This window comes from Nocardiopsis sp. M1B1 (assembly GCF_052466615.1).
Genome location: NZ_CP196194.1, coordinates 6,108,364 through 6,135,165, shown reverse-complemented (window position 1 = coordinate 6,135,165; position 26,802 = coordinate 6,108,364). Strand labels below are relative to the sequence as shown.

24 protein-coding genes are annotated in these 26,802 nt (G+C 73.3%); 16 read left to right on the top strand and 8 right to left on the bottom strand.

What is annotated here, in order from left to right:
• Positions 1-43 precede the first annotated feature (43 nt).
• The 3 genes from ACSTA4_RS26625 to ACSTA4_RS26615 all read left to right on the top strand — a co-directional run bounded on the left by ACSTA4_RS26625 (position 44) and on the right by ACSTA4_RS26615 (position 4,417).
• Positions 44-1,147 (top strand): alkene reductase, encoded by a 1,104-nt coding sequence (locus tag ACSTA4_RS26625; RefSeq protein ID WP_444961476.1) that lies wholly within the window; start codon positions 44-46, stop codon positions 1,145-1,147.
• 155 nt (positions 1,148-1,302) lie between these two features.
• Positions 1,303-3,156 (top strand): hypothetical protein, encoded by a 1,854-nt coding sequence (locus ACSTA4_RS26620; RefSeq protein WP_444961475.1) that lies wholly within the window; start codon positions 1,303-1,305, stop codon positions 3,154-3,156.
• Positions 3,157-3,358: 202 nt separating this feature from the next.
• The gene (locus ACSTA4_RS26615; RefSeq protein WP_444961474.1) at positions 3,359-4,417 is read left to right on the top strand and encodes a CPBP family glutamic-type intramembrane protease; all 1,059 of its coding nucleotides are present in this window, start codon (positions 3,359-3,361) and stop codon (positions 4,415-4,417) included.
• A 57-nt stretch (positions 4,418-4,474) separates the two neighbouring features.
• Here ACSTA4_RS26615 and ACSTA4_RS26610 read toward each other — a convergent pair whose 3' ends face one another.
• Positions 4,475-4,729: a hypothetical protein gene (locus ACSTA4_RS26610; protein ID WP_444961473.1), complete on the bottom strand. Its 255-nt coding sequence runs from the start codon at positions 4,727-4,729 to the stop codon at positions 4,475-4,477.
• A gap of 107 nt (positions 4,730-4,836) precedes the next feature.
• Complete coding sequence (locus ACSTA4_RS26605) at positions 4,837-5,451, bottom strand: TetR/AcrR family transcriptional regulator (RefSeq protein WP_444961472.1); 615 nt, start codon at positions 5,449-5,451, stop codon at positions 4,837-4,839.
• A 141-nt stretch (positions 5,452-5,592) separates the two neighbouring features.
• Here ACSTA4_RS26605 and ACSTA4_RS26600 point away from each other — a divergent pair, with 141 nt between their 5' ends.
• Positions 5,593-6,225, top strand: a complete 633-nt coding sequence (locus ACSTA4_RS26600) for an FMN-dependent NADH-azoreductase (protein ID WP_444961471.1) — start codon at positions 5,593-5,595, stop codon at positions 6,223-6,225.
• A gap of 262 nt (positions 6,226-6,487) precedes the next feature.
• On the opposite strand, the gene ACSTA4_RS26595 is transcribed toward ACSTA4_RS26600, so the two are convergent.
• The gene (locus tag ACSTA4_RS26595; protein WP_444961470.1) at positions 6,488-7,378 is read right to left on the bottom strand and encodes an aminoglycoside phosphotransferase family protein; all 891 of its coding nucleotides are present in this window, start codon (positions 7,376-7,378) and stop codon (positions 6,488-6,490) included.
• A gap of 110 nt (positions 7,379-7,488) precedes the next feature.
• Positions 7,489-8,382, bottom strand: a complete 894-nt coding sequence (locus ACSTA4_RS26590) for a CPBP family intramembrane glutamic endopeptidase (protein WP_444961469.1) — start codon at positions 8,380-8,382, stop codon at positions 7,489-7,491.
• 39 nt (positions 8,383-8,421) lie between these two features.
• On the opposite strand from ACSTA4_RS26590, the gene ACSTA4_RS26585 reads away from it, so the two are divergent.
• The 3 genes from ACSTA4_RS26585 (at position 8,422) to ACSTA4_RS26575 (ending at position 11,008) form a co-directional block, all read left to right on the top strand.
• Positions 8,422-9,105 carry a TetR/AcrR family transcriptional regulator C-terminal domain-containing protein gene (locus ACSTA4_RS26585; protein WP_444961468.1) on the top strand — a complete coding sequence of 228 codons (684 nt, stop codon included), beginning with the start codon at positions 8,422-8,424 and terminating at the stop codon, positions 9,103-9,105.
• A 234-nt stretch (positions 9,106-9,339) separates the two neighbouring features.
• A complete protein-coding gene (locus tag ACSTA4_RS26580; protein WP_444961467.1) occupies positions 9,340-9,882 on the top strand; it encodes a dihydrofolate reductase family protein in 543 nt (180 codons plus the stop codon).
• Between the two features lie 211 nt (positions 9,883-10,093).
• The gene (locus ACSTA4_RS26575) at positions 10,094-11,008 is read left to right on the top strand and encodes a MerR family transcriptional regulator (RefSeq protein ID WP_444964280.1); all 915 of its coding nucleotides are present in this window, start codon (positions 10,094-10,096) and stop codon (positions 11,006-11,008) included.
• Between the two features lie 180 nt (positions 11,009-11,188).
• Here the strand turns inward: ACSTA4_RS26575 and ACSTA4_RS26570 are convergent, their stop codons facing one another.
• The gene (locus tag ACSTA4_RS26570) at positions 11,189-11,740 is read right to left on the bottom strand and encodes a lytic polysaccharide monooxygenase auxiliary activity family 9 protein (RefSeq protein WP_378631815.1); all 552 of its coding nucleotides are present in this window, start codon (positions 11,738-11,740) and stop codon (positions 11,189-11,191) included.
• A 771-nt stretch (positions 11,741-12,511) separates the two neighbouring features.
• Here ACSTA4_RS26570 and betT point away from each other — a divergent pair.
• On the top strand, positions 12,512-14,674 hold the full coding sequence (gene betT, locus ACSTA4_RS26565; protein ID WP_444961466.1) for a choline BCCT transporter BetT: 2,163 nt from the start codon (positions 12,512-12,514) through the stop codon (positions 14,672-14,674).
• A gap of 313 nt (positions 14,675-14,987) precedes the next feature.
• On the top strand, positions 14,988-17,198 hold the full coding sequence (locus ACSTA4_RS26560) for a discoidin domain-containing protein (RefSeq protein ID WP_444961465.1): 2,211 nt from the start codon (positions 14,988-14,990) through the stop codon (positions 17,196-17,198).
• Between the two features lie 59 nt (positions 17,199-17,257).
• On the opposite strand, the gene ACSTA4_RS26555 is transcribed toward ACSTA4_RS26560, so the two are convergent.
• From ACSTA4_RS26555 to ACSTA4_RS26545, 3 genes are read right to left on the bottom strand one after another with little or no spacing between them, the layout of a single operon-like run.
• Positions 17,258-18,277, bottom strand: coding sequence for an ABC transporter substrate-binding protein (locus tag ACSTA4_RS26555; protein WP_444961464.1), 1,020 nt, complete (start codon positions 18,275-18,277; stop codon positions 17,258-17,260).
• Entirely contained in the window at positions 18,274-19,062 is a 789-nt protein-coding gene (locus ACSTA4_RS26550) for an ABC transporter ATP-binding protein (protein WP_444961463.1), read from the bottom strand. Before ACSTA4_RS26550 ends, ACSTA4_RS26555 begins: the two co-directional genes overlap by 4 nt.
• The gene (locus tag ACSTA4_RS26545; RefSeq protein WP_444964279.1) at positions 19,062-20,102 is read right to left on the bottom strand and encodes a FecCD family ABC transporter permease; all 1,041 of its coding nucleotides are present in this window, start codon (positions 20,100-20,102) and stop codon (positions 19,062-19,064) included. The genes ACSTA4_RS26550 and ACSTA4_RS26545 overlap by 1 nt, the downstream gene beginning before the upstream one ends.
• 676 nt (positions 20,103-20,778) lie before the next feature.
• Between ACSTA4_RS26545 and ACSTA4_RS26540 the strand changes: the two genes are divergently transcribed.
• The 7 genes from ACSTA4_RS26540 to ACSTA4_RS26510 all read left to right on the top strand — a co-directional run bounded on the left by ACSTA4_RS26540 (position 20,779) and on the right by ACSTA4_RS26510 (position 26,687).
• Positions 20,779-21,438: an HNH endonuclease family protein gene (locus ACSTA4_RS26540; protein WP_444961462.1), complete on the top strand. Its 660-nt coding sequence runs from the start codon at positions 20,779-20,781 to the stop codon at positions 21,436-21,438.
• 322 nt (positions 21,439-21,760) lie between these two features.
• Positions 21,761-23,029 (top strand): beta-ketoacyl-[acyl-carrier-protein] synthase family protein, encoded by a 1,269-nt coding sequence (locus tag ACSTA4_RS26535; RefSeq protein ID WP_444961461.1) that lies wholly within the window; start codon positions 21,761-21,763, stop codon positions 23,027-23,029.
• On the top strand, positions 23,026-24,237 hold the full coding sequence (locus ACSTA4_RS26530; RefSeq protein WP_444961460.1) for a beta-ketoacyl synthase N-terminal-like domain-containing protein: 1,212 nt from the start codon (positions 23,026-23,028) through the stop codon (positions 24,235-24,237). The genes ACSTA4_RS26535 and ACSTA4_RS26530 overlap by 4 nt, the downstream gene beginning before the upstream one ends.
• A gap of 121 nt (positions 24,238-24,358) precedes the next feature.
• Positions 24,359-24,619, top strand: coding sequence for an acyl carrier protein (locus ACSTA4_RS26525; RefSeq protein WP_274975003.1), 261 nt, complete (start codon positions 24,359-24,361; stop codon positions 24,617-24,619).
• 4 nt (positions 24,620-24,623) lie between these two features.
• A complete protein-coding gene (locus ACSTA4_RS26520; protein ID WP_444961459.1) occupies positions 24,624-25,097 on the top strand; it encodes an SRPBCC family protein in 474 nt (157 codons plus the stop codon).
• Positions 25,098-25,319: 222 nt separating this feature from the next.
• Positions 25,320-25,916 carry a DUF6153 family protein gene (locus tag ACSTA4_RS26515; RefSeq protein ID WP_444961458.1) on the top strand — a complete coding sequence of 199 codons (597 nt, stop codon included), beginning with the start codon at positions 25,320-25,322 and terminating at the stop codon, positions 25,914-25,916.
• Positions 25,917-26,033: 117 nt separating this feature from the next.
• Positions 26,034-26,687 carry a DUF305 domain-containing protein gene (locus ACSTA4_RS26510; protein ID WP_444961457.1) on the top strand — a complete coding sequence of 218 codons (654 nt, stop codon included), beginning with the start codon at positions 26,034-26,036 and terminating at the stop codon, positions 26,685-26,687.
• Positions 26,688-26,802: the final 115 nt, after the last annotated feature.

Below are 26,802 nucleotides of genomic sequence, written 5' to 3'. Positions count from 1 at the left end.
CGCGCTTGAATCTGACATTGGTGTCAACTCCTACGGTATCCGCATGAACGCCAAGGAAACAGAGTCTCCGCTTCTCAGCCCCGCGCGCCTCGCCGACACCGACCTGCCCAACCGGCTCGTGATCGCCCCCATGACCCGCAACCGGGCCGAGCCCTCGGGCACCCCGAGCGAGCTCATGGCTGAGTACTACGCCCAGCGGGCCTCGGCCGGTCTGATCATCGCCGAGGCCTCCACGCCCAGCAGGGTCGGGCGCACCTACCCCGACATCGCCGCCCTGTACCGCCCCGAGCACACCGAGGGCTGGCGGCGGGTCAACCGCCGCGTGGCCGAGGCGGGCGGGCGCATGTTCGCCCAGATCCAGCACGGCGGCCGCGTCGGCCACCCCGACACCAGCGGCCTGACCCTGCTGGCGCCCTCACCGATCGCCCTGCCCGGGACCATCCACACCCCCGGCGGGCGCCAGCCCGCCGTGACACCCCGGCAGATGGACCGGGACGACATCGCCGCCACCGTCGCCGACTTCGCCTCCGCCGCCCGCCGGGCCGTGGAGGCCGGGTTCCTGGGCGTGGAGGTGCACGCCGCCAACGGCTACCTCCTCCACCAGTTCCTGACCCCCGGCACCAACCGGCGCCGGGACGCCTACGGCGGCACCCCCGAGAACCGGATGCGCTTCGTCCTGGAGGTGGTCCAAGCCGTCGTCGCCGAGATCGGGCCCGACCGCGTCGGCGTGCGCGTCTCCCCGGGCAACACCGCCAACGGCATCGCCGAGACCGACGAGGACATCGCCGCCCTCTACCCGGAACTGACCACCCGCCTGGACGCGTTGGGGCCCGTGTACCTGCACGTGGCCTTCGCCGACCCCGACAGTTCCGTGTGGAAACGGATCCGCTCAGGCTGGTCGCGCACCCTGATCGGCAACCCGGTGCTGCCCGAGGGGGCGATCCCCGCCGACGGCGGTCGGGACGCCGCCGAGCGCATGCTCCGGGCCGGGGCCGACCTGGTCGCCCTGGGCAGGCCCTTCCTGGCCAACCCCGACCTGGTCGAGCGCATCCGCACCGGGGCGCCGGTCAACCCGGTGCGCGACAGGTACCTGATGTACGTGGGCGGGGCCACCGGCTACACCGACTACCCGGCACTGGGCGGCTGATCCCGTTCCGGCCGTCCCTGCGCCCGGCCGGCCCCGTGCCCAGTCGCCCGACCGCACGGCTCCTGCGGTGTCCCACCCACCGTGAGCACGCCGGAACAGGGTTCCTAGACTGCCCTGGCCGGATGTGGGCGGGACGCGGACGGGGTGGAGGATCGGTGGGCGGGCGACTCAGGGACGTACTCGGCTGGAGCGGCATCGCGGTGCTCGCCGGTGCCCTGGTCCTCACCGTGCCCAGGACCGTGGGTTTCTCCGGGCAGGAGGTGGCCGACGGGCAGGGTCTGTCGCTCCCGGTGTGGGCGGCTCTGGTCCTCGCTTTCGGGGTGGGCGCGCTCTCGCTCGCCTCCTCCGTGTACGCCTCCGCCGACCCTCCCGAAAAGCCGGGTGTCACGGCCGTGCTGACACGCGCCGCGGTCGTCCTCGCCGGACTGGTCCTGGTATGGGCGGCCTTCCCCACCCGGCACCTGGTTCCGGCCGTCCGCAACGACGGCTACCGGATGTTCCCCGACGAGGTGACTGCGCTGTGGATCGGAGTCTGCCTCGTCGTCCTGGGCCTGGTGCTGCTCCTGGCGTTCTCAGGCTCCGTCCTGCCGTTGCGCAGCTGGAAGCGCCTGCTCACCGGCCTTATAGCGGGTGCCCTGGCGGTGGTCTTGGTCTGGGCGCTGACCCCCGCTCTGACCCGGGTCCTCACGGCCGACCACACCGTGGCCGAGGCGGCCGGTGAACCCGCACCAGTGCCGGACACGGTGAGCCGGGTGGGGTGGAGTTGGCAGCCCGAGCATCCCGTGCTGGGCGTGGAACGCGGGCCGCGCGGACCGGTCGTGCGCTACGCCGACGGTTTCACGGCCCTGGACGGGGTCACCGGCGAGGAGCTGTGGACCTACCGGCTGCCCTACGCGCGGCAGGTGCGGACCGGGGTGTTCGCGGGGCAGGAGCGGTACGCCTACCTGCTGCACGTGGCCGAGGCCCAGCCCGAGCCCGAGACCCGGACGATGGTCGTGCTGGACGCCGGAACAGGCGAGGTGGTCCGCGACGCGCCCATGCCCGAGTTGGTCCGGGAGGGTGAGGAGGACTCGCTGAACGTCCTCCACCTCACCCCTGACGTGCGTGTCGCCCTCGTTCCCGGGCAGGGCGGTCCCGTGGTGGTCGCCCACGCCACGGACTCCACCGAACGCCTCTGGGAGTTCCCGCTGCGGGACGAACCCGAGGGGCGCATGTGCCAATGGGTCGGCAACGGCGGGATCCGCGGATACGGTGACCGGGTGTTGGTGGCCCGTCTGTGCCTGGACCGGCCGGACGTGGTGGAGGAGTACCTCAGCGCCACCCTCGCGGACATGGACGTGCCCGAGGACGCGGTGGAGAGCGTGATCGCACTCGACACCGCCACTGGAGAGCAGGTGTGGCGCCACGACTGGGCCCCGCAGGACCTGCTCATCGCCGGTCCGCCCGGCGTGAGCGGGCCCCGGGAGGGGAGCGCGGGAGAACCCGTGGCCGTGACCCGCAGCGGAGTGTTCGCCCTGGCGGGCGGTGCCCCCGTCCAAGCCCGCCCCCGAACCCCGGAAGGGGCCGACGACCGCCTGCTGGCGATCGACACCGAGGGCGCCGTGGTGGTGCGCGACCTGGAGGACGACGCACCCGCTCTGCTCCTGCGTACCGACGCCGACGGCGAGGTCGTCGAGCGCACACGGGTCGACCGGGACCTGGACCTGTGGTGGGACATGGGACGGGCGCAGGTGCTGGGTGCGGCGCTGGCCGTGCCCCACATCGATGACGACGACGCCGGACACCAGGTCAGAGCTCTGTCCGTCCGGCCTCTGGAGGTCGGGGAGACACCCGAGGACGCGTGGACGCGCGTCGGCTTCGACGGTGAGCGCGTGCCGGAACCCACCGAGTCCTGGCAGAGCGAGGTCGAACACCGCCTCCTGGCCGTCCCCGGCGCGGTGGTGTCCTACCTGGCCGACCCGAACGAGCCCGGGTTCGACCCCGCGCCCCTGCACGGTCTGGTGCCCTGACCTCCCACGCTTTCCGTGCGCGGGCGGACCCGGCTGCATGGCCGGGAACGGGTCCAACCGGCGGTGCCTTCCCTCGCCGCATGGTCGGGTCACGGGCTCCGTCGGTGCATGACATCCGTCATGCCGGTCCCGTGCGGAGTGCGCGGAAAACCCGTGACCGGTGACACTAAGTCACAGCTCCGCTCCGGCCTAGGTTCGGAGCATGAACCCCAAGGACGACCGTCACCCCGCCTGGTCGGCCCCGCCGTCAGCCGACTCCTTCCCCACGGCTCCGGACTCGGGGGCGGCGCACACGCCCGCGCACGCACCGGCCGGTCCGACCGGGCCCCGCCCGCGCCGCCGGGGCCCGCGGTCCGTTCCGCAGAGGGTGGAGTACCACCGCGCGCTCGCCGGGGACAAACGCCGCATCGGACGCGGCGTCCTCGCGATCGTGCTGCTGGTGGTCGGGATGTTCGCCTTCAGCATCGTCTTCTCCCAGGCCGCCGCCCTCCTCGACGCGCGGATGGGCCGTACCAACCCGGCGGCGGGCGGTACCGACTACACGCCGCTCTACCACGGCGCGACCATGTTCTCGCTCGCCCTGCTCATCCCGTGGAGCATGCTCCTCCAACGGTGGCTCTACGGAGTCGAGGGGGCCTCGTTGCACTCGGTTCTCTCGCGCTTCCGGTTCGACGTGCTCGGCCGGGCGCTGCTGTTCATCGGACCCTTCTGGCTGCTCGCCGTCACCGCCCTGAACGTCTCGGCACCCGCCGAGTGGGCCCACTGGCCGGTCACCGAGCTGGTGGTCATGCTCGTCCTCACCCTCCTGCTGGTCCCCCTCCAGACGGCGGGCGAGGAGTACGGCCTGCGCGGGCTGGTCTTCCGGATCGCCGGGAGCTGGAGCAGGGGGCCGCGGGCCGGGCTGGTCGTCGGCGTCCTCGTCTCCAGCCTGGTGTTCACGACCATTCACGGTGCGGGGGATGCGTGGATCAACCTCTGGTACTTCACGCTCGCCGTCAGCCTGGCCGTCATCACCTGGCGCACCGGCGGGATCGAGATCGCGGTCGTCATCCACGCGTTGCTCAACACGCTCACCTTCCTCTTCGCCATCGCCCTGCACACCGACATCGGCGCGTCCATCGCGGACCGGTCGGCGGGCGCGGGGTCGCCCGTCCTGCTCGTGCCCACCGTCACCGTCGCCGTGATCGCGCTCGTGGTGTGCCTGCGCACGCGCCGGACGGGACCGGCGCTGACCCCCGAGCCCGCCCGGGCGCAGCCGTAGGCGACTGGGCGCCGCGCGGGGTCGGCGCCCGGACCCAGCGGCCCGCGTTCCCCGCGTCTACCGGCCGGTGCTCCCGGGCCGTCGCCTCGGCAGGGGCCACCGCTGGGCCGCCCCCTCCGGAACGGGCTCCGCGCCGACCGGGTCCGGGGCATCGCCCGGTTGCGGCCACGGCTTCGTCCGCGTGCCCAGCCAGTGCGCGGCACCGGCCGGGCCGGAGTAGGTCAGGGCCGCGCGGATCGCCTCCAGGGAGCCGCCGGTACGGCCGGAGCCGGAGGAGGCCGGGGTCGTGTGTCGCCGCTGGTCATCGTTCATGGGGACCATCGTCCGACCGGTATCCGTTATCGCATGGAATCGTCCGCCCGGGTCCAGCCGGACGCGCGGTCCGGGTGGGTCCCAACCGTGAGGTGAGGAGTGGCCGGTCAGTCCCCGAGGAGGCGTTCGACGAGGAACCGCCAGCCGTCGATCAGGGGGTTGGGCGCGTCCGGCTCCGGAGGGGCGGCGACCTCGTCCGTCGACATGTACAGGACCAGGGGGCCCTCCAGCGCGGCGGTCAGCTGCACGGAGAGGCCGTACAGCCGGTCCGCGGGCAGACCGGCCAGGCCCAAGAGCATGCGGATGTGGGGCTGGGTCATACCGACCGCGCCCGCCGGTACCGGCAGGGAACGGTCCACGGCGGCACGGGCGATCGCGTGGTGCTCCAGCAGGAAGGGGATGCGGGCGCACCCGTAGGCGACCAGGCGCTCGGCGGGGTCGGCGCCCGGTCCCAGCGGCGGCGGTCCGGACAGCACCTGTTCCTGGAAGCGGCGCTCGGCGTCTTCGAGCAGGGCCACGAAGATGCCCGCGCGACTGCCGAAGCGGCGGAAGACGGTGCCCTTGCCCAGCCCCGCGCGCTCGGCGAGGCCGTCCATGGTCACCTGCCGTGTTCCGTGTTCGGCGATCATCGCGCGGGCTGTTTCCAGCAGGCGTTCGCGGTTGCGCGCGGCGTCCGCGCGTTCGCCGCGCTCCTTCCCGAAGGGCACCAGGGGCGAAGTCACACGGACAATCTACCCCGGGAACACTAAGCGGGGTAAAGTCCGTTTATAGTTGTGCGAGGGTCACCCGGACAGCTGGACCGTCCGGCCGTGTGGCCGTGCTCCGCATACCGCGAACCCGAACACCCTTGGGGGAAGAGCCCGATGAACCTGTTCCGTCTGGACGCCAGCATCCTGCCCACCGTCTCCTGCAGCGCCGAGATCGCCGACCGGGTCGAGGCCGAATGGACCGCCGCCCACCCGCAGGGCACCGTCAACCGCCGCCACCTGGGCACCGACCCGCTGCCCGCCGACGCCTGGGCCCTGGCCACCATCGGCTCCGGCACGGACGAGGCCGACCGCACCCCCGAGCAGGTCCGTGCCCTGGCCCTGGCGGCCGAACTGGCCGCCGAACTCCAGGAGGCCGACGCGGTGGTCCTGGCCGTGCCGCTGTACAACTTCGGCGTCTCCCAGCACTTCAAGGCCTGGGCCGACCTGGTCATCGCGGGCGCGGGCGCCACCAACCCGCTGCTGAAGGACACCCCCACCGTGCTGGCCACCACCCTGGGCGGCGGCTACGGCCCCGGCACCCCCCGCGAGGGCTGGGACCACTCCACCCCCTACCTGGAGCGCGTCGTCGGCGACATCTGGCAGGCCGACCTGACCGTCATCAAGCGCGAACTCACCCTGGCCGCGACCACGCCGGGCATGGAGTCCCTCAAGGACCTCGCCCAGCAGGAGCACGACCGGGCCCTGGCCAGCGCCGACGAGGCCGGCCGGGCGCTCGCCGCGCGCTGACGGCCCCGCCCGGCCGCCGCCGACGGCCCGAACACCGAGCCCGCCCGGGGCCGCTGACCACGTGATCCGTGTTCTCGGCGGCCCCGGGCGGCGCTCGTACGAGTTTCTGGGGCCCGGGGACTCCCGCCCGGCGCCCGTCCGGGCTCCTCGGGCGAGGGCTCTCCTACCCGGCGTTCGTCCGGGTTCCTGGGGCCAGGGGGACTTCCCCGGTGCTTGTCCGGGTCCCCGAGGCGCGGGGACTCCCGTCCGGCGCCGGTCGGTGTCAGCTCTCGGCCAGGACCTGCGCGAGCGCGTGGGAGACCTGCCTGACCATCCCCGGGTTGGTCTCCCGGTAGTAGTCCAGGGCGGCGACCGCCTGGCAGAGCGTCCAGCCCCGCCCGCGCAGGTAGGCGCCCTCGTCTGTACCGAGCGCGGACAGGAACAGCGCGCGGCTGCGGCCGGTGAAGACGTTCCACGCCGGTTGCAGGTCGCAGGCCGGGTCGCCGACGTTGAGCCCGCCCCAGTCGATGACCGCGGACAGCCGTCCCGCGTCGACCAGGAGGTTGCCGGGGAGCAGGTCGCCGTGCACCCACGCGTCGCGGTCCCACGTCGGCGCCGCGAGCGACTCCTCCCAGGAACGGGTGAGGGCGGCGCCGTCCACCCGGTCGTCGAGCCCGTGGATCGCGCGGCGGACCTGCTCGTCGTTCTCCGCCAGCGCGCAACCCCGCGCGCCCCTGGCCCGGGGCGGCGCGTCCGCGGTGTCGACGCGGCGCATCGCGGCGACGAAGCCCGCGAGGTCGGCGGCGGCCCGCTCGTGATCGTCGATAGTGCCGTTGGCGTTGTCGCCGGGCAGCCACTCGTAGACGGACCACACGAAGGGGTAACCCTCGGCGGGCTGACCCAGCCCCACCTGCACGGGCAGGGCCAGCGGCAGGTGGGGCGCCAGCCGGGGCAGCCAGGCCGCCTCGCGCTCGGCCTGCCCGGAGGCCCAGCCGATCCGCGGCATCCGGACGCACAGCCGTTCGCCGAGCCGGTAGACGTCGTGGTCGGTGCCGTAGGAGGGGACCAGCGTCAGCGGCAGGTCCGCCCACTGGGGAAAGCGGGAACGCAGGAGACGCCGCACGAGGTCCGGACTCGTCCAGACCTCGTCGGCGTGCATCCTGGTTCGGTTCATCCGGTCATGTTCGCAGAGGAGCGCGGAGGCGCCCAGGGATTTTCCGGACGGTGCGCTCCCCCCGCCGGGGGAGAACCCCCGGCGCTGAGCCCGGGCAACCGCCCCCGGAGCTAACCCCGGGCGCTGTCGGAGCGGCGCAGTCCCAGGCGGCCGCGGGTGCAGACCGCGAGGAGCACCGCGAGCAGGGCGACCATGGCGACCTCGGGCGCGCTCGCCGGGTCGCCCACGGCCACGGCCTTGACGCCCGAGACGACGTTGATCGCGGCGTGGGTGACGATCGCGGCGACCACGCCGCCGCGGGCGGAGTTGAAGACGTGGCCGAGGACCACCGTGAACCCGACGCAGAGCAGGGCGTAGGCCGGGAAGTACATCTGCGACTGGAGCGTGCCGGGCATGGCGAACAGGGGAGCGTGCCACATCGCCCAGACCGCGCCGAGCAGGACGTTCGCCGCCAGCGGGGAGAGCACGCCCTGGAGGCGGGGCAGCGCGAAGCCCCTCCACCCCAGTTCCTCGTTGCCGCCGCCGACCAGCGCGATGACCAGGAACTGGACGGGCAGGGTCGGCAGCGCCGCCAACAGCTGGGCCTCGTCCAGGGTCGACTGGCCCAGGTACACCTGGAGCGCCGCGGAGCCCGCGAGGGCCAGGACCATCAGCACGGTGATGACGTAGGGCATGACGCCGCCCCTGCGCCGGAGCGAGTGCCGTCGGAAGAGCGCGCCCACGCCTTTGCGGCCCTGCGTGGCCGCGGTGACGACGGCCGCGGCCACCATCGGCCCGAAGCTGCCGACGATCACGGCGGGCATGGGGTCGGCGCCGCCGAGCAGGCGGGTGCCGAGCCACCAGGCGGTCCAGGAGAAGGCGAAGGCGATCACGAGGAAGGCGGTGAGGCCGCGGGGGTCGGTGACCGTCGTGCGGGACTGGTCGGGGGCCTCGGCGTGGAACTCGGAGGGGGCGGAGGTCTGGGGGCTCGTGAGGGAGCTGTCGGTAGCCATGCCGAGAAACATACACTGTTGGATAGAAACCTACAACGTAGGGTTCCCAGTATGCTGTTGGACATGGCAACTTCAGGATCCGACCAGCAGTTCGACAGCGTCTTCCACCGCCCGCAGCGCCGACGCCGGTCCCAGCCCGCCCTCAGCCGCGAACGCATCGTCGCCGCGACCATCGACCTGCTCGACCGCGAGGGGGCGTCCGCGCTGACCATGCGCAAGGTCGCCGCCGAACTCGGGGTGCACGCCACCAGCCTGTACTGGTACGTGGAACGCCGGGAGGACCTGGTGGACCTGGCCGTGGACGAGATCCTGGCCGGGGCCGCCTCCGTGCCGCCGTCCCCGAACGCCCCCTGGGATGAGGCGCTCAAGGAGACCGCCCTGCGGTTCTACGCGGCCCTGACCGCGCACACCTGGGCCGCTGAGTTCGCGGGCTCCCGGCCGCTGATCGGCCCGAACGCCGTCGCCCTGTCGAGGCGCATCATCGAGGCGCTGGGGGAGTACGGCGGGGACGGGGAGGCGCAGGCGGTCGCCATCCGGGCGGTGTCGAACCAGATCCTCGGCGCGGCCACCTCCGCCGTCGCCATGAGCGCGATGAAGTCCGACCGTGAACAGGAGCACGAGGAGGCCGTCGCCGCCGCGGTGTCGGAGGCGGACGCCCTGGCCGTGGAGAACACCTACTTCGACCAGACGCTGGACCTGATCCTGGCGGGCATCAGGGCGCGGCGCGGATCCTAGCGCGGTGGCCGCGAACGGTCGCCGGGCCGGTCACGCGGCCCGGGACCGGGAACGTCTCCCACGTGCCGTCCGCTCCGTACCCGGGCGCGTCCCCGACGCCGCGCGGCCGGGGCGTCCGGACACCGGTCGTTCGTGTCGGGCCGCCGCGGACACGCGTGCGGCTTCCGCCCCTGCCCCTCCCGCCGCACGGGCTATGATTCGGCTCCGGGCCGCCGGAACCCTTGGAGAAGACACATGAGTGACGTGGGCATCGGCACCGGCAGAGTGGTCGTGAACAGGGCGATGTCACTGGACGGCTTCATCGCCGGGCCCGGCCACGCGATGGACTGGGTCTCCGAGTACCTGACCGCGGACGCGGTCCCGGAGGTCATGGCGGCCACGGGCGCCATGCTCGTCGGCCGGGGAACCTACGAGGTCGCCAAACGCATGGCCGACCAGGGTACCGCCTACGACGGGGGAGCGCAGTTCGTCCTCACCCACGAACCTCCCGAAGAGCCGGACCCCGCTGTCACCTTCCTCACCTGCGGACTCGAAGAAGCCGTCGCCACGGCACGCGGCGCCGCGGGTGACAGGAACCTGGAGATCCTCGGCGCCGACGTGGCCGCCCAGTGCCTGCGGCTCGGGCTCGTCGACGAGATCCTGGTGTACGTCCTGCCGGTGCTGCTCGGCGACGGCGTCCGCTTCTCGCCCCCGGGCCTCGGCAGGATCGACCTGGAGCCCTTCGGTAACACCCAGTCGGGCGCCGTCACGACGCTGCGCTTCCGCGTGCGGAAGTAGGCGCTGCCCTCCTCCAGCCGGGCCCGGTTCCGGGTTCGGGTTCCCGTGCGCGCCCCGCACGGTGGTGACCGAACGGCCCCGCGCTCGTCACTGAGGAGGGGTGCGTTTCCCGGCAGTGGCGCGGGGCGGTGCGTGCGGGGTTGCATCTTCCGTAGCGGCATGTGGTCTGGTGGACCCACGTCCCGCTCCCCTGAGGAAAGCCACCCTGCTCATGCACCTGTCCTTCACACCGCCCCGCCAGGTCAAGATCGGTGACGCGGCGGCCTTCGTCGGCAGCACGCCACGGGCGATCCGCCACTACCACGAGATCGGCCTGCTCCCCGAGCCCGAGCGGGGCGTCGACGGCCGCCGCCGCTACGGGTACGAGGACATGATCCGCCTGCTGTGGATCCGCAGGATGGCCGACGCCGGGATCGCCCTGGACGACATCCGCGACTCCTTCACCACCGGTACGGCTACCGCCGACGCCGACGCCGACGCCGTCGGCGCAGACGGTATCGCGGGCATCCTGGAGCGGCTGGAGGAGAGCCTGGCCGATCAGGAGGCGGAACTGCGGCGGCAGCGGACCGCCGTGCGGCGGATGCGCACCGAAGGCAGCCGGATGGGCCTGCTCTCCGACTTCGTCACCGAACGCCTCAAGAGCCTGCCCGAGGGCTCCCTGCACCAGGCGGACCTGGATGATCTGCTGGTCACCGAGCGGGTCTTCGGCCCGCTCGGCGCGGCCGTCCGGGCCGGCCGTTTCATCGCCCTGGCCACGCATCCCGCTCTGCGGGAGGAGTCCGACCGCCTCAATGACGCCGAGGAGGCACTCGACGACAGCGTCGCCGTCGATGATCCACGGGTGGCTCGGGTGGCCGCCGAACGGCACGCCTTCGAAAGCACCCTGCACGCCGTCATCGAGGAGTCGGGCCTGGGGGAGGAGGACGACGCCCTTTTCGACGCCTGGGACGCTCTGCACCCTGTTCCCGCCGATGACGAGGCCGGTCCCGGCTCCGGCAAGCGGGAACCAGGCTCCATGAGCGCGTTCGAAGCCTTCGGCAAGATGCCCTACGACTTCTCCCCGGCCCGGCAGCGCTGTATGGAACTGGCCGAGGAACTGTCCGTCCGGGACTCACCCGCCACCTGAGACACGGCCCGGACGCCGTCCGGGGCGGGGAGGGCCCGCGCCCGGGCCCGGGATGGGACCCCATTACCGGTTCTGGACCGCCCGCCGGGATCGGGGGAACGCGGCCCGCCCGGCCCGGCGGCGGCGTCGCGGACGCCGTGCGATCCGCCGGGCCGGGCGGGCCCACCGGCCGTCGGGCCGCTAGGCGCGGATGTTGACGTCCACGCAGGCGTAGAAGGCGTTACCGGTGTCGGCGACGTTCCACCTGGCCAGCAGCGTGTGCCGTCCGCTGTACCCCGACAGGTCCACGGTGTGACTGAACGACCACGGCGGACGGGCGCCGTGGTCGTTGAACACGGCCACCCGGTGGTTGCCGATGAAGTACTCCCAGGTGGAGGTCGAGTGCGCGGCCGTGATGGTCCACTCGAACGTCTGGACGCGGCCGACGTCGGTCACCCGCCAGCCCCGGCTGTTGTCGTTCAGCTCGGCGAAGCGGCCGACGCCGCCGTTGCACTGCATGAGCCCCTTGGGGCCCTCGACGCTCTGCGGCTCCCACTGGATGCCGCCGCACTGGACGATGCCCGCGGCGCATTGGGCCTGGCGGCTCATCGGGTTGGAGATGTAGCCGTGGGCGTTGGCCGTGCCAGCGGGCATGAGGCCGAGGAAGAGGGTGGTGGCGGCGGCCAGCACCGCCGCGGTGCGGAAACGGTGCCGGTTGCGGGGGCGGGGGGTGTCGGACTTGCGGTTCAGCATGTGCGGGTCCTTCGGTCATGGATCGCGCCCCGGCGCGCAGTGCCGGGACGGTAGCGGGAATCCGTCGGGGGAGGCCCGGGCCGGTACCTGCCCGGGGCGAAGGCGAGCGCTCGCGACTGCGGAGGGAGGGCCGCGGGCGTCGTGTCCCTGGGGACGCGGCGCCCGGATTCCCTCTGGAACAGGGGTTTCCCGCTCGGGGAGGCCGGTAAGCGGGCCGTGACGAGGAGTCGGGTCTCCCGGCCGTGGCCGGGTGCGGGGGCCGACCGGACCGGCCGCAGGACCGGTCGGGGCCGCTCGCCGGGCGGTACGGGAGGGGTCACCGGACACGTGCGGACGGGAGCTGGAAGGATCCGGCCCCGCCGCGAGTGTGGTCCGCACCGGCCGGAGGTGGACCAATCCCGGCGCGGAGGGGAGGCGGTATTAGACCTCACCCGGAGGCCACTGTTTCCTTCCCTCTTCTTCCTTTTCCCTTCCCGGAACCGAGTCCTCCCACGGTTTTCGGAACCGCGTTCGGCCCGGGCCCCGGGCCCGCCCACCGCCTCCGGCCTGCGCCCCGACCGCCGCCGACGCCCCCGGTCAGCCGTCCGCCCGCCGCCGCGCCCGCGCACACCGCCGCGCCACGCCGCCGTTCATGGGGTGCCCGACCCCAGGCGGGCGATCCGTGAAGATGGCGCGGTGGATTATCCGAAACCGGTAACCCGGTGATCCGCCTCCCGCCGGCGCCGTCCCCCGGGAGCCGCTTCCGGTACCGCACGAGCGAGAGGTGAAACGGTGGCCACCGACGGAGGGCAGCACCGTCCGGACCGCGAACCGGAACCGGGAAGCGAGCCGGAGCCGGGGACCTCACAGGAGACCCCCGAGGAGGCGGAGCACGGCCCGAGCCGCCTCAAACCGGTCGTGTTCTACGGCTCGTCCGTGCTGATCGTCGCGCTCTCGGTCTGGGCGATCGCCGCGCCCGCGCACGCCGGGAACACCATCGGCGCCGTCGTGACGTGGATCTCCGAGGTGTTCGGCTGGTACTACTTCCTCGCCACCACCCTCTACCTCGGGTTCGTGGTGGTCATCGCGCTCTCCCGCTACGGCAGGGTCAAGCTCGGTCCCCAGCACTCCAAGCCGGACTACGGGGTGTTCGCGTGGGCGGCCATGCTGTTCGCGGCGGGCATCGGCATCGACCTGCTGTTCTTCTCCGTCTCCGGGCCGGTCAGCCACTACCTGGCGCCGCCCGAGGGCGACGCGCAGACCATCGAGGCGGCCCGCCAGGCCGTGGTGTGGACGCTCTTCCACTACGGCGTGACCGGGTGGGCGATGTACGCGCTGATGGGCATGGCCCTGGGCTACTTCTCCTTCCGCTACCACCTGCCCCTGGCCATCCGCTCGGCCCTGTACCCGCTGATCGGCAGGCGCATCCACGGCCCGGTCGGCGACGCGGTCGACCTGGCGGCCGTCATCGGCACGATCTTCGGCATCTCCGTGTCGCTCGGCATCGGCGTCGTGCAGCTCAACTACGGGCTCAACTTCCTCTTCGGTATCCCCGAGGGCGTCGCGGCCCAGCTCGGCCTGATCATCATCGCCGTGCTCGTGGCCACGATGTCTGCGGTGGCGGGCGTGGACCGGGGCATCCGGCGGCTGTCCGAGATCAACGTCGTGCTCGCCGTCGTCCTGATGCTGTACGTGCTGGTCTTCGAGGACCCCCTCTACCTGCTCAACGCCCTCGTCCTCAACATCGGCGACTACCTCAGCCGCTTCCCCTCCATGACGCTGAACACCTTCGCCTACGACCCGCCGACCGACTGGCTCAACGCCTGGACGCTGTTCTTCTGGGCCTGGTGGATCGCCTGGGCCCCGTTCGTGGGGATGTTCCTGGCCCGCATCTCGCGCGGCCGCACCATCCGGCAGTTCGTTGCGGCGACGCTGGTGGTCCCGCTCCTGTTTACGCTGACCTTCCTGTCCTTCTTCGGCAACAGCGCGCTCAGCGTCGTGCGCGGGGGCGGAGCCGCGTTCGGCGAGGCCGCCATGAACCAGCCCGAACAGGGCTTCTACACGCTGCTCGCGCAGTACCCGGGCGTCCTGTTCAGCGCAGGGCTGGCCACAGTCGTCGGACTGCTCTTCTACGTCACCTCCGCCGACTCCGGCGCACTGGTGATGGGCAACCTCAGCTCCCACCTGCCGACGCCGCTCACCGACGCCTCCCCGTGGCTGCGCGTCTTCTGGGCGGCGGCGACCGGCCTGCTCACCCTCGCCATGCTCCTGGTCGGCGGGGTGGACACGCTGACCAGCGCGACCATCATCATGGGCCTGCCGTTCTCGTTCGTGATGTTCGTGATCATGTGGGGCCTGTTCAAGGCGCTGCGGGTCGAGAAGTTCCGCAAGGACGCCTTCCGGACCACCCTGTCCTCGTCGCTGTCGGACCGGACCGCGGCCGACCGGCGGGGGCCCGAACGCAACTGGCGGCAGCGGGTCAGGCGGGCGGTGAGCTTCCCCGGCAGGCGGGCGGCCGACCGGTTCGTCCGCGACGTGTGCCGCCCGGCGTTCCGGGAGGTCGCCGAGGAGCTGCGCGAACAGGGCGCGCAGGCGTCGGTGAGCGAGGGGGCGGACGAGGCCGTCGGCATCGCCTACCTGGAGCTGCGGGCGCCGATGGGCGAGGAGGAGGAGTTCAGCTACCGGGTGTGGCCGATGGAGGTGCCCACCCCCGCGTTCGCCATGCGCTCGCTCGCCGAGCACGACACCTACGTGCGCTTCGAGGTCTACCTCACCGAGGGCAGCCAGGGCTACGACGTGATGGGCTACACCAAGGAGCAGCTCATCGGCAACATCCTCGACGAGTACGAGCGGCACCTGGAGTTCCTGCGGCTGCACCGGGAGGCGACCTCGGGCTCCGCGCTTCCCGACCACGGGCCGGGCACCGCCGACGTCCAGGACACCGAGGAGCGCTGAGAGCGTTCACCAGCGGGCACCGGATCCGGTCCGGCCGGAAGCGTCGCCGGTGTGACACAGCTGGTGTGACACAGCCGGTGTGACGCGAGGGTTTCGACCTGCGGTGATCCTGTGCCTGTAGCGAGCCCGGGCGGTCGGACCCCGCCACAGGCGCGGGACCGCGACGGACGGGGCGGGCCGCACGGCTGGGAGCGGTGTCCGGGAGGCGTCCGAGGGACATCCGAAATGTCGGGCCGCGCGCGTAGCCTCTTCGCGGATCCGCGGGCGGCGCCCCCGGCCGCCCTCCCCGAACCCCCTCACCGTAGGAGCTTCCATGCACGAGCACCCGACCGTCCGCGTCTTCCGTACCGAGAGGCAGCGGGCCGAGACGGGGGAGTGGTCGTCCGACCACCGGCTGGTGGTCGGTTTCGAACCCGGCGGGGCCGTACCGCTGGCCCAGCTCGGCTGGCGCGACCTCGACGGAGCGGAGGCGGTAGCCGGGTTCGACCCCGGCATGACCACGTTCACCGGCACGCGGACCACCGCGGACGGCGCGTCCCACGCCTGGCGGGGACGGCTGGTGGAGCGGCTCACCGACCGCCCCGTCCACAGGTTCGCCGTCGAGGGCGCGGACGGGGAGGAGGAGCTGCGGCTGCTCATCGAGGACGGCGGCTCCCCGGCCGCACGGATCACCTGGGCCGACCGCGAGGGCGGCGGCGGTGCGGTCGCCCTGCGCACCATCGACCTGGCGGAGGCCGGGAGCGGGCAGGAGGCCACCGGCGGGGTGCGCGAGGTGCGGGCGGGCAACGAGCACGCGCGTGCGGGCGAGGTCGCCGCCAACCTCCTCGACGACACCTCCTCCAAGTGGCTGAGCTGGCGCGACGCCGACTGGCTGGAGTTCACCATGGCCGAGCCCGTCAGCGTCCGGCACTACGTCCTGGTCTCGGCCAACGACTTCGCCGACCGCGACCCCCGGAACTGGACGCTCAAGGGTTCGGCGGACGGCCGGACCTGGGTCGTGCTCGACACCCGCTCCGACGAGTTCTTCCCCGGCCGCCACCACGCCCGCGACTTCCACGTCACCGACCCGGCGGCGGACACCCCCTACCGGCACCTGCGGCTGGAGATCACCGGCAACTGCGGCGGCTCCGAGATCCAGCTCAACCGGGTGCGCTTCTTCTCCGAGGGGCGCACCTACGAGGCGTTCGACGGACACCGCTACACGGCGGGCGGCACGCCCTCCCCGTACGGGGGGATCGTGCGCGACCTGTCGGCCCGCGTCCCGGCCACCGCCGAGCAGTGGCGGGACTACCTGTCCGGGTACAGCGCGGACATGCTGCGGGTCCTGACCGAGGACGAACTCCCCGGGACCACCGCGCGGCAGCGCGCCGCCTCCTGGCTGGGCTGCGACGGCGCATCCGAGGAGCGGATCGCGGAGCTGGAGGAGCGGCTCGGCAGGCGGCTGCCGCCCGGATACCGCGCCTTCCTGGAGGCCTCCGACGGCTGGGGGCCCGCGAGCACGTTCGTGTACGGCCTGCGCTCCACCGCCACCGTCGGCTGGGCGGCCGACCTGGAGGACGAGTGCGGTGCGGACGAGTCCCTCACGACGGGGGAGGACGGGCCCGTCGGACCGCTGCTGCTGGTCTCGGCCGAAGGGGACGCCCAGGACTGGGTGCTGGACGCGGGCGATGTCTCCCCCGACGGTGAGTGGGCCGCCTACACCTGGTCGAGCTGGTACCCCGGCCCGGGGGATCGCCACCGCTCCTTCGCCGACCTCGTGGCCGCCGAACGCGCCTCGTTCGAGGAGCTGCTCGGTGCGGAGGGGCGCCCGGTACATCCGGAGGGAGCGCTCGAACTCCTGGCCCGGGGCCGCCGCGCCGCGCTGGAGGGCCGGGTGGAGGAGGCGCTGAACGCCCTGCGCCGGGCCAAGGAGAAGGGGTCGGGCGCCGCCGCCTACCTCGAAGTCGTCCTCGCGGCCTTCCTCGACATGCGGGGGACGCACCACAGGCTGCGCGGCCTGCTGCACCGCCCCCACGTGGTCGCCGAGGTCGGCACCGGGCGCATCGAGGCCGAGGCGGTGCCGCTCTACCTGCGCAGCGCCGACCTGGACACCCCCGGCGGCGCGGCCTACGCCGAACGCGCCCTGGCCGGGGCCGTGCCCGGCCTCGACCTTCCCTCCGGCGAGGCCGAACGGCGGGAGTGGCTGGCCTCCCGCCGGCTGCCGGAGCCGCCCGCCTTCGAGCGCGCCCTCGACACGGCCCGCGAGTTGGCCGCCAGAGGCGCCACCGACGAGGCCTGGGCCGCCATCGAGGGGGCCCTGCCCGGGTGGTACCCCCTGGAGCCGAACCGGATCGCCCCGGTGGTCCTGCTCACCGACCCCGCGCTCCGCGGGGTGGTCACCCCGGCCCGCGCCCGGGAGGCGGCGTTCACCCCGCGCGGCCTCCCGGCCGCCGCCGGGGAGGCCGCGCCCCGGACCCAGAGCGCGGACGGACCCGCCGCGTCCGGGGGCTCCGGCCGGGCCCCGGCCCGCAGCGACGCGCGCTGACCGACCCGTGCCCGCCCGCGCCGTCCCGGGACAGGGGGAGCGGCGCGGGCGGGCACGGATCAGCCCTGTTCCAGCTCGCGCAGGTACTCGGCGAACTTCTCCAGGCCGTCGATGTTGCGCGGACCGGAGATGCCCTCGTTGTAGTCCAGGACGAAGAAGTTCTCCTCGACCACCGCCGGGACCTCCGACATCGCGGGGAAGGAGCTGAGGAAGTCGATCTTCTCCTGCGCGGGCTGGTCGCCGTAGTCGAGGATGATGATGACCTCCGGCTCGGCCTCCACCACCGCCTCCCAGCCGACCTGGGTCCAGCGCTCGTCGAGGTCGGCGAAGATGTTCTCCCCGCCCGCGTGGCTGATGATGTCGTTGGGCGGGACCTGGCTGCCCGCGGTGAAGGGCTGGTCGGTGCCCGAGTCGTAGAGGAACACGGGGACCGGGTCGCCGGCGGGGGCCTGCTCCTCCACGGCGGCCACCCGCGCCCGGTAGTCGGTGACGAGCTCCTCGGCGCGGTCCTCGACCCCGAAGATCCGGCCCAGCCGCTCCAGGTCGGTGTACAGGCCCTCGAAGGGGGTGGCCTCCTCGGGGTGCCCCGGGTAGTTGAAGCAGGACTCGGTGTGCATGAAGCTCTGGATGCCGAGCCCGTCCAGGATCTCGGGGGTGATGCCCCGCTCCTCGCTGAACCCGGAGTTCCACCCGGCGACGACGAGGTCGGCCCCGGCGTCCACGACGAGCTCCCGGTTGAGCAGGTCGTCGCTGAGGAACTCCACCTGGGCGTACTCCTCGGCCCAGGGCGACTCCTCCACCGGCGGGTTGGCGGGGGGCATCACATACCCGTGCACGTGGTCGGTGAGCCCGAGGGCGAACAGCTTGTCGGCGCTCCCGGCCTCGTAGGCGACGGCCCGCTGCGGGGTGGTGTACTCCACCTCCTCGCCGCAGCGCTGCACGGTGACAGTGCCCGCGGCCGAGGCCTCCTGCCCTTCCTCGACCTGGGCTCCGCACCCGGCGACCAGGACCGCCACGGCGGTCAGGGGGAGCAGCGAGCGGTGGGACGCGCGGGTCCCGAGGGGTGTCCGGTGTGTCACTGGAGGCCTTTCTCGACGGCGGGGAGCAGCCGGTACAGCAGCTGGGGGTCCCCGGTCAGGGGATGGGGGACGACGGAGGCCTCGATACCGAAGACCTCCAGGAGCAGGGCGGGGGTCAGGACCTGGTCGGGAGCGCCCGCGGCCACCAGACGGCCCTCCTGGAGCACGCCGATCCGGTCGCAGGCCGCCGCGGCCAGGTTGAGGTCGTGCAGGACCACCAGGACGGTCAGCCCCGAGTCCCGCAGCAGGGACAGCAGCGCGATCTGGTGGCGGATGTCCAGGTGGTTGGTGGGCTCGTCCAGGACCAGCACGCTGGGCTCCTGGACCAGGGCGCGGGCCACCAGCACCCGCTGGCGCTCGCCCCCGGACAGCTCCATGACGCCCCGGTGGGCCAGGTGGGCCACCTCCAGGCGCTCCATGGCCCGGCGGCACAGCTCGCGCTCGCGCGCGTCGAGCGGCTGGTTGCCGCGCAGGTGCGGGGCGCGCCCCAGGGCGACGACCTCCTCCACTGTGAAGTCGAGGTCGCTGCCGCTCTCCTGGGTCAGGGCGGCCACCCGCTGCGCGTTCTGGCGCAGGCTCAGGGAGGACAGGTCCTCGTCCCCGACCCACACCGTTCCGCCGCTGGGGCGCAGCGCCCGGTAGACGCAGCGCAGGGCCGTGGACTTGCCCGAGCCGTTGGGGCCCACCAGCCCCACGACCTGACCTTCGGGCACGTCCAGGGAGAGGTCCTGCACGATTTTGGTGCCGCCGAGTTCGACGGACAGCCCGTCCAGGCGCAGGTCCATCATCGTCCTCCGAACAGGTAGCCGCGGCGGCGCATGAGGCCGAGGAAGACCGGTACGCCGATCAGGGCGGTGATGACGCCCAGGGGGAGTTCGCGCGGAGCCACCACCACGCGGGAGAAGAGGTCCACCCAGACCATGAGGACCGCGCCCAGCAGCGGGGCGACGGTGAGCACGCGCCGGTGGTCGGCGCCCACCGCGATCCGCACGATGTGCGGGATGACCAGGCCGACGAAGCCGATCGCGCCGCTGACGGCGACCATGGCCCCGGTCATGACCGCGGTCACCGCGAACAGGACCTTGCGCTGCCGCGCCGCGTCCACGCCCAGGCTCGCCGAGGTCTCGTCGCCCAGGGCCAGCACGTCGAGCGGGCGCGCGAGACCGCGCAGCACGAGGATGCCCAGCACCACCACGACGGCCACCACGGGCAGGGAGCTCCAGGTGGCCGCGCCGAAGCTCCCCATGGTCCAGAAGAGCACGGTGGCGGTGGCCTCGCTGCTCGGCGCCAGGTAGACGATCACGCTCATCACGGCCTGGAAGCCGAAGGAGAGCGCCACCCCGGTGAGCACCAGGCGCAGGGGGGTGACCCCCGTGGGGGAGCGGGCGACGAGGTGGACGAGCAGCGTCGCGCCCAGCGCGCCCAGGAAGGCCCCGGCGGAGACCGCGTGGATGCCGAGCGCGGACAGCGCACCCAGCACGCTGACCAGCACCGCGCCGACGGAGGCGCCGGAGGAGACGCCCAGGATGTAGGGGTCGGCGAGGGCGTTGCGGACCATGGCCTGGACGGCCACGCCCACGACCCCCAGACCGGCGCCGACGACGGCGGCGAGCAGGACCCGGGGGGTGCGGATCTGCCAGATGATCTGGTAGCGGACCACCTCGTCGGCCTGGATCACGCCTCCGCTCAGGGCCGCCCACAGGTAGCGCACCGTCTCGGCCGGCGGGACCACCGCCGAGCCCAGGCCGATGGCCAGCACCGCGGAGACCGCAAGGAAGACGCCGAGGACGACCGCGGCGGTGGCCGTGCCCGCCCGTGTGGCCAGCCATCTGACTCCGGCCGGGCCGGTCCGCCCCGGCGCAACGCTCTCGGACGCCGTGCCGTCGGACGCCGTGCCGTCGGATGCCGCGCCGTCGGGCGCCGGGCGCGTACCGCCGGGCGGGAGGGACACGTGCCGCACCTGGTTTCTCCTCCCGCTGGGTCAGCAAAAACGATAATGGTTTTCATATTAGGGCAAAGTCCGTTCCGTCGGAACGGCCGGAGGCGGATGTGTGCACAACGCGGCCCCTTTGTCCGAAAGCAGTTTGAGCGTGCGCGCGGGACCGACCGTCGGGACGGGTGCGCGCGGCGGACTCCTCTGTGGAGCCGTGGGATCCCGGAGTGGGCGGAGGCCGTCCCGCCGCTGGTGCGCCGGTGGATGGGGTGTGCGCGGTGGTCGCCTCCTGTGGGGCGGTGGTCCTCTCCGGCGGGCTGGGCCGTCCCGCCGCCGGATTCCGGTCGGAGCGGGCGGTGATGACCCCCGATACGGATTCGGTCGATAGCGCCTGACCAGAAGGCCGTGGACGGCAGAGCCGATTCCGGTGCTCCGATGTGCCGGACTCTCCCGTAACGCCCCGGTGCGCTCCGCGGTCCGCGGCGGGACGGGTCGCCCGGGGGTTATTTGCGCGCACCCTTCGGAAACGATCAGCGACGTTCCGTAGTCATATCCGAAGGAGGCTCTCGTGCGCGCCACCGTGGGCATCACCGCCGCCGTCCTGTCCGCCGCCGTGCTGGCGCCCGTCACCGCACTGGCGCCCGCCGCCGCGCACGCCGCCGAGGCGGTCCCGCTCGCCGTCGCCGTCGCCGGTCTGCCCGTTACCGACGAGAACCGGCAGGGATATGACCGCTCCCTGTTCCCGCACTGGGCCGACACCGACCGCGACGGCTGCAACACCCGTGCCGAGGTCCTGATCGAGGAGGCTGTCGTCATGCCCGAGGTCGGTGAGCGGTGCCGCCTGAGCGGCGGACAGTGGGAGTCCTACTACGACGGGCGCGCGCACACCGAGGCCCGCGCCCTGGACATCGACCACATGGTGCCCCTGGCCGAGGCCTGGGACTCGGGTGCCTCGGAGTGGACCACCGACCGCCGCCGCGACTACGCCAACGACATGGGCGAACCGGTCGCGCTGGTGGCGGTCACCGCGGCGCAGAACCGCTCCAAGGCCGACAAGGACCCCGCGCAGTGGCTGCCCGCCTCGGCGGAGGCGCACTGCCGCTACGTCACCGAGTGGACCACGGTCAAGGTCCGCTGGGCCCTGACGGTGGACCCGGCCGAGCACGAGGCGCTCGTCGCCCTCGCCGCGGAGTGCCCCGACGCGGTGGTCGAGACCGAGGCGGCCTGACCCGCCCGGGGCGGACGGTTCCACACGGGGCGGGGGCGGCCCGCGCGGGGTCCGGCGGAGCGAAGCCCGTACCGGGGACGCGCCCGGGAGACGGAAGCTGGCTGGCCAGGTGGCGCCCGGAAGCGCGTTCATCGCCGGGGGGGTTGGCTCAGCGTGATACACACGCTACCGAACGTGAAAAGGAAAGCTGCGTTCTCTACATCCCTCAGACCATGTGGAGGAAACACCGCATGACCCTGCCCTGTCACGACCCCGCGGCGGCCGCGCGAGCGGCCTCCGCCCCGGACCCGAGCCGGGCCCGCGACCTCCCCGGGGAGGCGCAGTGAGACGCGAGGCAGTCGTCACCGGCATCGGCGTGGTGGCACCCGGAGCGATCGGCGCGGCCGCGTTCTGGGAGATGCTCACCGCGGGACGCACGGCCACCCGCCACGTCACCCTGTTCGACGCGTCCGACTTCCGCTCACGTATCGCCGCCGAGGTCGACTTCGACCCCACCGCGCACGGACTGGACGAGCGCCAGGCCGAACGCATGGACAGGTACGTGCAGTTCGCCGCCGTCGCCACCGCCGAGGCGCTGGCCGACAGCGCCCCGCCCCTGTCCGAGGTCTCGCCCTGGCGCGTGGGCGTGAGCATGGGGACGGCGGTCGGCGGCACCACCCGCCTGGAGAGGGACTACGTCGAGATGAGCCGGGGCGGCGCCGACTGGGTCGTCGACCCCGAGGCCGCCTCGCCCCACCTGTACCGGGCGGTGACGCCCAGCGCCCTGTCCGGGGAGATCGCCGAACTGGTCGGCGCGCGCGGACCGGTGCGCACGGTCTCCACCGGCTGCACGTCCGGCCTGGACGCCGTCGGCTACGCCGCCCAGGCCATCGAGGACGACCTCGCCGACGTGGTCGTCGCGGGAGCGGCCGAGTCGCCGATCTCGCCCATCGCCATGGCCTGCTTCGACGCCATCAGGGCGACCTCGGACAGCAACGACGACCCCGCCCGGGCCTCCCGGCCCTTCGACCGCGAGCGCAACGGCTTCGTCATGGGCGAGGGCGCGGCCGTCCTCATCCTGGAGGAGGCCTCCATCGCCCGCCGCCGGGGCGCTCGCATCCGCTGCCGGGTGGCGGGCTTCGCCAACCACGGCAACGCCTTCCACATGACCGGCCTGCGCCGCGAGGGGCAGGAGATGGCGCGGGCCATCACCACCGCCCTGGACCAGGCGCGGCGCCCCGTCACCGACGTGGACTACGTCAACGCCCACGGATCGGGCACCGTGCAGAACGACCGCCACGAGACCGACGCCGTCAAGCGCTCCCTGGGAGAGCACGCGCGACGGGTGACCATGTCCTCCATCAAGTCGATGGTGGGGCACTCGCTGGGCGCGATCGGCTCCATCGAACTGGCCGCCTGCGTGCTGGCCATGGACACCGGCGTCGTGCCGCCGACGGCCAACCTGAGCACGCCCGACCCCGAGTGCGACCTGGACTACGTGCCGGTGACCGCCCGCGAGCGGCGCACCGACGTCGTGCTCTCCGTGGGCAGCGGCTTCGGCGGCTTCCAGTCCGCGGTCGTCCTGGACCGGGGCAGCGAGGTGCGCGTATGAGCACGGTCATCACCGGACTCGGCACGGTCTCGCCCGCCGGGGTGGGCGTCCCGGAGTACTGGGAGGCGGTCCGGGAGGGGCGCTCGCTCCTCGCACCGATCCCCGACTTCGACACCGACGGCTTCCACGTGCGCGTGGGCGGGAAGATCCCCGGCTTCGACCCGCACGACCACCTCGACGGCCGCTACGTCGTCCAGACCGACGCCTTCAGCTGGTTCGCGATGGTCGCGGCCGACGAGGCCCTGCGCGACTCGGGGCTGGACCCCGCCGCCGACCCCTACGCGGTCGGCGTGCTGATCTGCAGCTGCACGGGCGGCGTCGAGTTCGGCCAGCGCGAGATCGAAGCCCTGTGGAGCAAGGGGCCCGACCACGTCGGCCCCTACCAGTCCATCGCCTGGTTCTACGCGGCGAGCACCGGACAGATCTCCATCAGCAACGGCCTCAAGGGCATGTGCGGGGTGCTGGTCACCGACGAGCCGGGCATGCTCGACGCCCTGGGCCAGAGCGAACGGGCTCTGCGGCGCGGGACCTCCGCGATGCTGGTCGGCGGCAGCGAGGCCCCGATCGGCTCCCCGTTCGCGCTGGCCTGCCACGCGGGCGCCGAGGTACTCAGCCGAGGCGACGACCCCCGCACGGCCTACCTCCCCTTCACCGAGGGGGCGGCCGGCCACGTCCCGGCCGAGGGCGCGGCCGTCGCCGTGGTGGAGGACGGGGCCGCCGCGCGGGCGCGCGGCGCCAGGATCCGGGCCGAGGTCGCGGGGCACGCGAGCACCTTCGGCGGGGTCGGATCATTCGACCCGGGCGGAGCCGGACTCCTGCACGCGGCGCGGGAGGCGATGCGCCGGGCCGCCGTCGCCCCCGAGGACGTGGACGTGGTCTTCGCCGACGCGGTGGGCACGCCCAAGGCCGACGCCGACGAGGCCGCCGTGCTGCGCGAGCTGTTCCCCGGCGGGGTGGCCGTCACCGCGCCCAAGACCGGCTTCGGACGCGCCTACGCCGGGGCGGGCGCGCTGGACGTGGCCGCCGCGGTCCTGAGCCTGGAACACCAGGTCGTGCCGCCCACACCCAACGTCCCCGACGCGCCCAGCGGACTGGACCTGGTCGTTCGGGTGCCGCGCGCCGCGCGCCTGCGCACCGCGCTGGTCCTGTCGCGCGGCCTGGGCGGCGGCAACTCCGCCGTCGTCCTGACCCGCCCCGATCCGGCCTGACCCGACCCGGCCTGACCCGACCCAGGCCGACGAACAGACCCGCACCCGGCACGCGGACCGACACACGACGCGGCACGCGCGCCGGAACCCGAACCGACACACGAGATTCCTGAGGAGACCCATGTCCGACAGACACATCGAGATGGAGGAGCTGGTGGAACTCATGTCCGCCTGCGCCGGTGTCCGGACCGACGCCGCCACCGCCTCCACGAGCACCTTCGACGAACTGGGGATCGACTCCCTGGGCGTCATGGGCATCGTCGCCGAGATCGAGCGCCGTGTCGGCCGCAAGCTCGGAGCGGACGCCGAGGCGGCGCCCTCCCCGGACTCGCTGGCCACCCTCGTCAACGGGGGCGTCGCCGCCCCCGCGAAAGGAATGTGATCCCGTGCCCGGAAGCATCGAGCACAGCGTCGTCATCGACGCGCCCTACGACTTCGTCTGGGAACTGACCAACGACGTCGCCTCCTGGCCCCAGATCTTCACCTGGCACTCCTCGGTGGAGGTCTTGGAGCAGGACGGCGACACCACGCGCTTCCGCGTCACCAAGAACCCCGACAAGCAGGGGCGCGTGTGGAGCTGGGTGTCCGAGCGCACCGTGGACCGCGAGGCCGGGGAGGCGTGGTCCCACCGCGTCCAGACCGAGGGCTTCGAGTACGTGCGGATCCACTGGAACTACGAGCAGGTGCCGGAGGGCGTGCGGCTGACCTGGAGCTACCAGTTCGCCATGAGGCCCGACGCGCCCTTCGACGACGAGCAGATGACCGTCAAGTACAACCAGAACGTCCCGACCGAGATGGAGCACATCAAGAAGAACGTCGAGGCGGCGGCGCGGGCCCGGATGGAGGAGGTCGCCACCTGAGCGGCGCCCGCTGACCGGTGCCCGCCGGGACCGCGGCCGTCCCCGTGCTCCGCGCGCGGGGGCGGCCGCAGCCGCCTTTACCCGATAGGGGTAGGAGGTAAGCCGGGGGCGGCCGGGGACCTCCGGAGGGCGGCCCTACCCTGGTGGAGTCGGTCCGGACGGGATTCCGGACCCCGGACGGAACCCACCGTGCGCGGCGGAGGAAGAGGGGAGGAGACGCTGGTGACGAGCACGTACGCTCTTGTCCCGCGGCTCCTTCCTCGTGGCGCGGCGCCCACGGTGGGAGCCGTGGGCAGGGCCGCGCGCGGGCGCTCCGCGCACCCCGGCCTGGCCTGGGTGCGGATGCTGCTCCTGGTGTCCGTGCTGCTCGGTGTGGCGGGAATGCACACCCTGGGGCACGCGTCCACGGACGCGGAGCACGCCTCTCCCGTCTCCACCGCCTCGGTCGTCGCGCACGCCGATCCCGCTCCGGAGGCGCACGCCGCCCCTGCGGCCCACGCCGCGTCCGCGGCCGGTGCGCACGCCGAGCCCGCTCCGGAGGCGCACGCCGTCGCGGGCGGGTACTCCGTCCCGAACACGCATGACGCCGCGGGCGGGTACTCCGACCCGGACGCGCACGCCTCCCCCGTCACCGACCCGACGACGATGTGCCTGGCGGTGGCCGCCCTGGTGGCCGCCCTCGTCGGGCTGGCCGCCGTGGTCTTCCTCCCCTGGCCGGGGCCGCTGCCGAGGCCGCCGTCCTCGCCGCTCCGGCGGGCGTTGCGCGTCGCGCCGCCCGAACCCCCGTGTCTGGCGAAGTTGCAGGTGCTGAGGGTGTAGATGCCCCTCCCGGGTGGTGCGGTGGCCCCACGCGCCCCGACACCCGGTCCCGAGCCCTGTTCACCTCGCCGTGGCGCGCCGCGCCATGCGCGAAGAAGCCATGAAGAAGGACCGACGATGACCACGCAGTTCCGTACCCGCGCGTTCCCGGCGGCTCCGGCGGCACTGGCCGCCGCCCTGTTCCTCGCCTCCTGCGGCGCCGGGGAGGCCCCCGACCCCGCGCCCGGGTCCGCCGAGCAGCCGACGGCCGAGCAGTCGGCGGCCGAGTTCAACGACGCCGACGTCGTGTTCGCCCGGATGATGATCCCCCACCACGAGCAGGCCGTGGAGATGTCCCGGCTCGCCGAGGACCGGGCGGGGGAGGAGGTCGCGGCCCTCGCGGCCGAGATCGAGGCCGCCCAGGGGCCCGAGATCGAACAGCTCCGGGGGATGCTGGACGCCTGGGGGGTCGAGCCCGAGGGCGACGGGGAGCACCACGGCATGTCCGGGATGATGACCGAGGAGCAGATGGCGGAGCTGGAGCGGGCCGAGGGGGAGGCCTTCGACACGCTGTTCCTGGAGCTGATGATCGCCCACCACCGGGGCGCGGTCCAGATGGCCGAGGACCAGCTGGAGAACGGCGTCGACCCCGAGGCCGGTGAGCTGGCCCGGGAGGTCGTCGACGCCCAGGAGGCCGAGATCGAGGAGATGGAGGCGATGCTCGGCCGAGGCGGCGGCTCCGGGGAGGACGGCGCCGGACAGGACGCCGAGGGGGACCACGGCGGTCACTGACCTGTCCCGACCCGCGGCGGGCGCCGGGACCACCCGGCGCCCGCACCGGCCCTTCCCCGGGTTTGCCCCGCCACCCGCCGGTTAGGGGGAGTGCGGACCAGGGCCGGGGGCGCCC

Bases quoted from the DNA above. Each gene is read 5' to 3' on its own strand.
- ACSTA4_RS26625 (WP_444961476.1), top strand. From the start codon at position 44: ATGAACGCCAAGGAAACAGAGTCTCCGCTTCTCAGCCCCGCGCGCCTC.
- ACSTA4_RS26615 (WP_444961474.1), top strand. From the start codon at position 3,359: ATGAACCCCAAGGACGACCGTCACCCCGCCTGGTCGGCCCCGCCGTCA.
- ACSTA4_RS26610 (WP_444961473.1), bottom strand. From the start codon at position 4,729: ATGAACGATGACCAGCGGCGACACACGACCCCGGCCTCCTCCGGCTCC.
- ACSTA4_RS26600 (WP_444961471.1), top strand. From the start codon at position 5,593: ATGAACCTGTTCCGTCTGGACGCCAGCATCCTGCCCACCGTCTCCTGC.
- ACSTA4_RS26595 (WP_444961470.1), bottom strand. From the start codon at position 7,378: ATGAACCGAACCAGGATGCACGCCGACGAGGTCTGGACGAGTCCGGAC.
- ACSTA4_RS26590 (WP_444961469.1), bottom strand. From the start codon at position 8,382: ATGTTTCTCGGCATGGCTACCGACAGCTCCCTCACGAGCCCCCAGACC.
- ACSTA4_RS26585 (WP_444961468.1), top strand. From the start codon at position 8,422: ATGCTGTTGGACATGGCAACTTCAGGATCCGACCAGCAGTTCGACAGC.
- ACSTA4_RS26580 (WP_444961467.1), top strand. From the start codon at position 9,340: ATGAGTGACGTGGGCATCGGCACCGGCAGAGTGGTCGTGAACAGGGCG.
- ACSTA4_RS26575 (WP_444964280.1), top strand. From the start codon at position 10,094: ATGCACCTGTCCTTCACACCGCCCCGCCAGGTCAAGATCGGTGACGCG.
- ACSTA4_RS26570 (WP_378631815.1), bottom strand. From the start codon at position 11,740: ATGCTGAACCGCAAGTCCGACACCCCCCGCCCCCGCAACCGGCACCGT.
- ACSTA4_RS26560 (WP_444961465.1), top strand. From the start codon at position 14,988: ATGCACGAGCACCCGACCGTCCGCGTCTTCCGTACCGAGAGGCAGCGG.
- ACSTA4_RS26550 (WP_444961463.1), bottom strand. From the start codon at position 19,062: ATGGACCTGCGCCTGGACGGGCTGTCCGTCGAACTCGGCGGCACCAAA.
- ACSTA4_RS26530 (WP_444961460.1), top strand. From the start codon at position 23,026: ATGAGCACGGTCATCACCGGACTCGGCACGGTCTCGCCCGCCGGGGTG.
- ACSTA4_RS26525 (WP_274975003.1), top strand. From the start codon at position 24,359: ATGTCCGACAGACACATCGAGATGGAGGAGCTGGTGGAACTCATGTCC.
- ACSTA4_RS26510 (WP_444961457.1), top strand. From the start codon at position 26,034: ATGACCACGCAGTTCCGTACCCGCGCGTTCCCGGCGGCTCCGGCGGCA.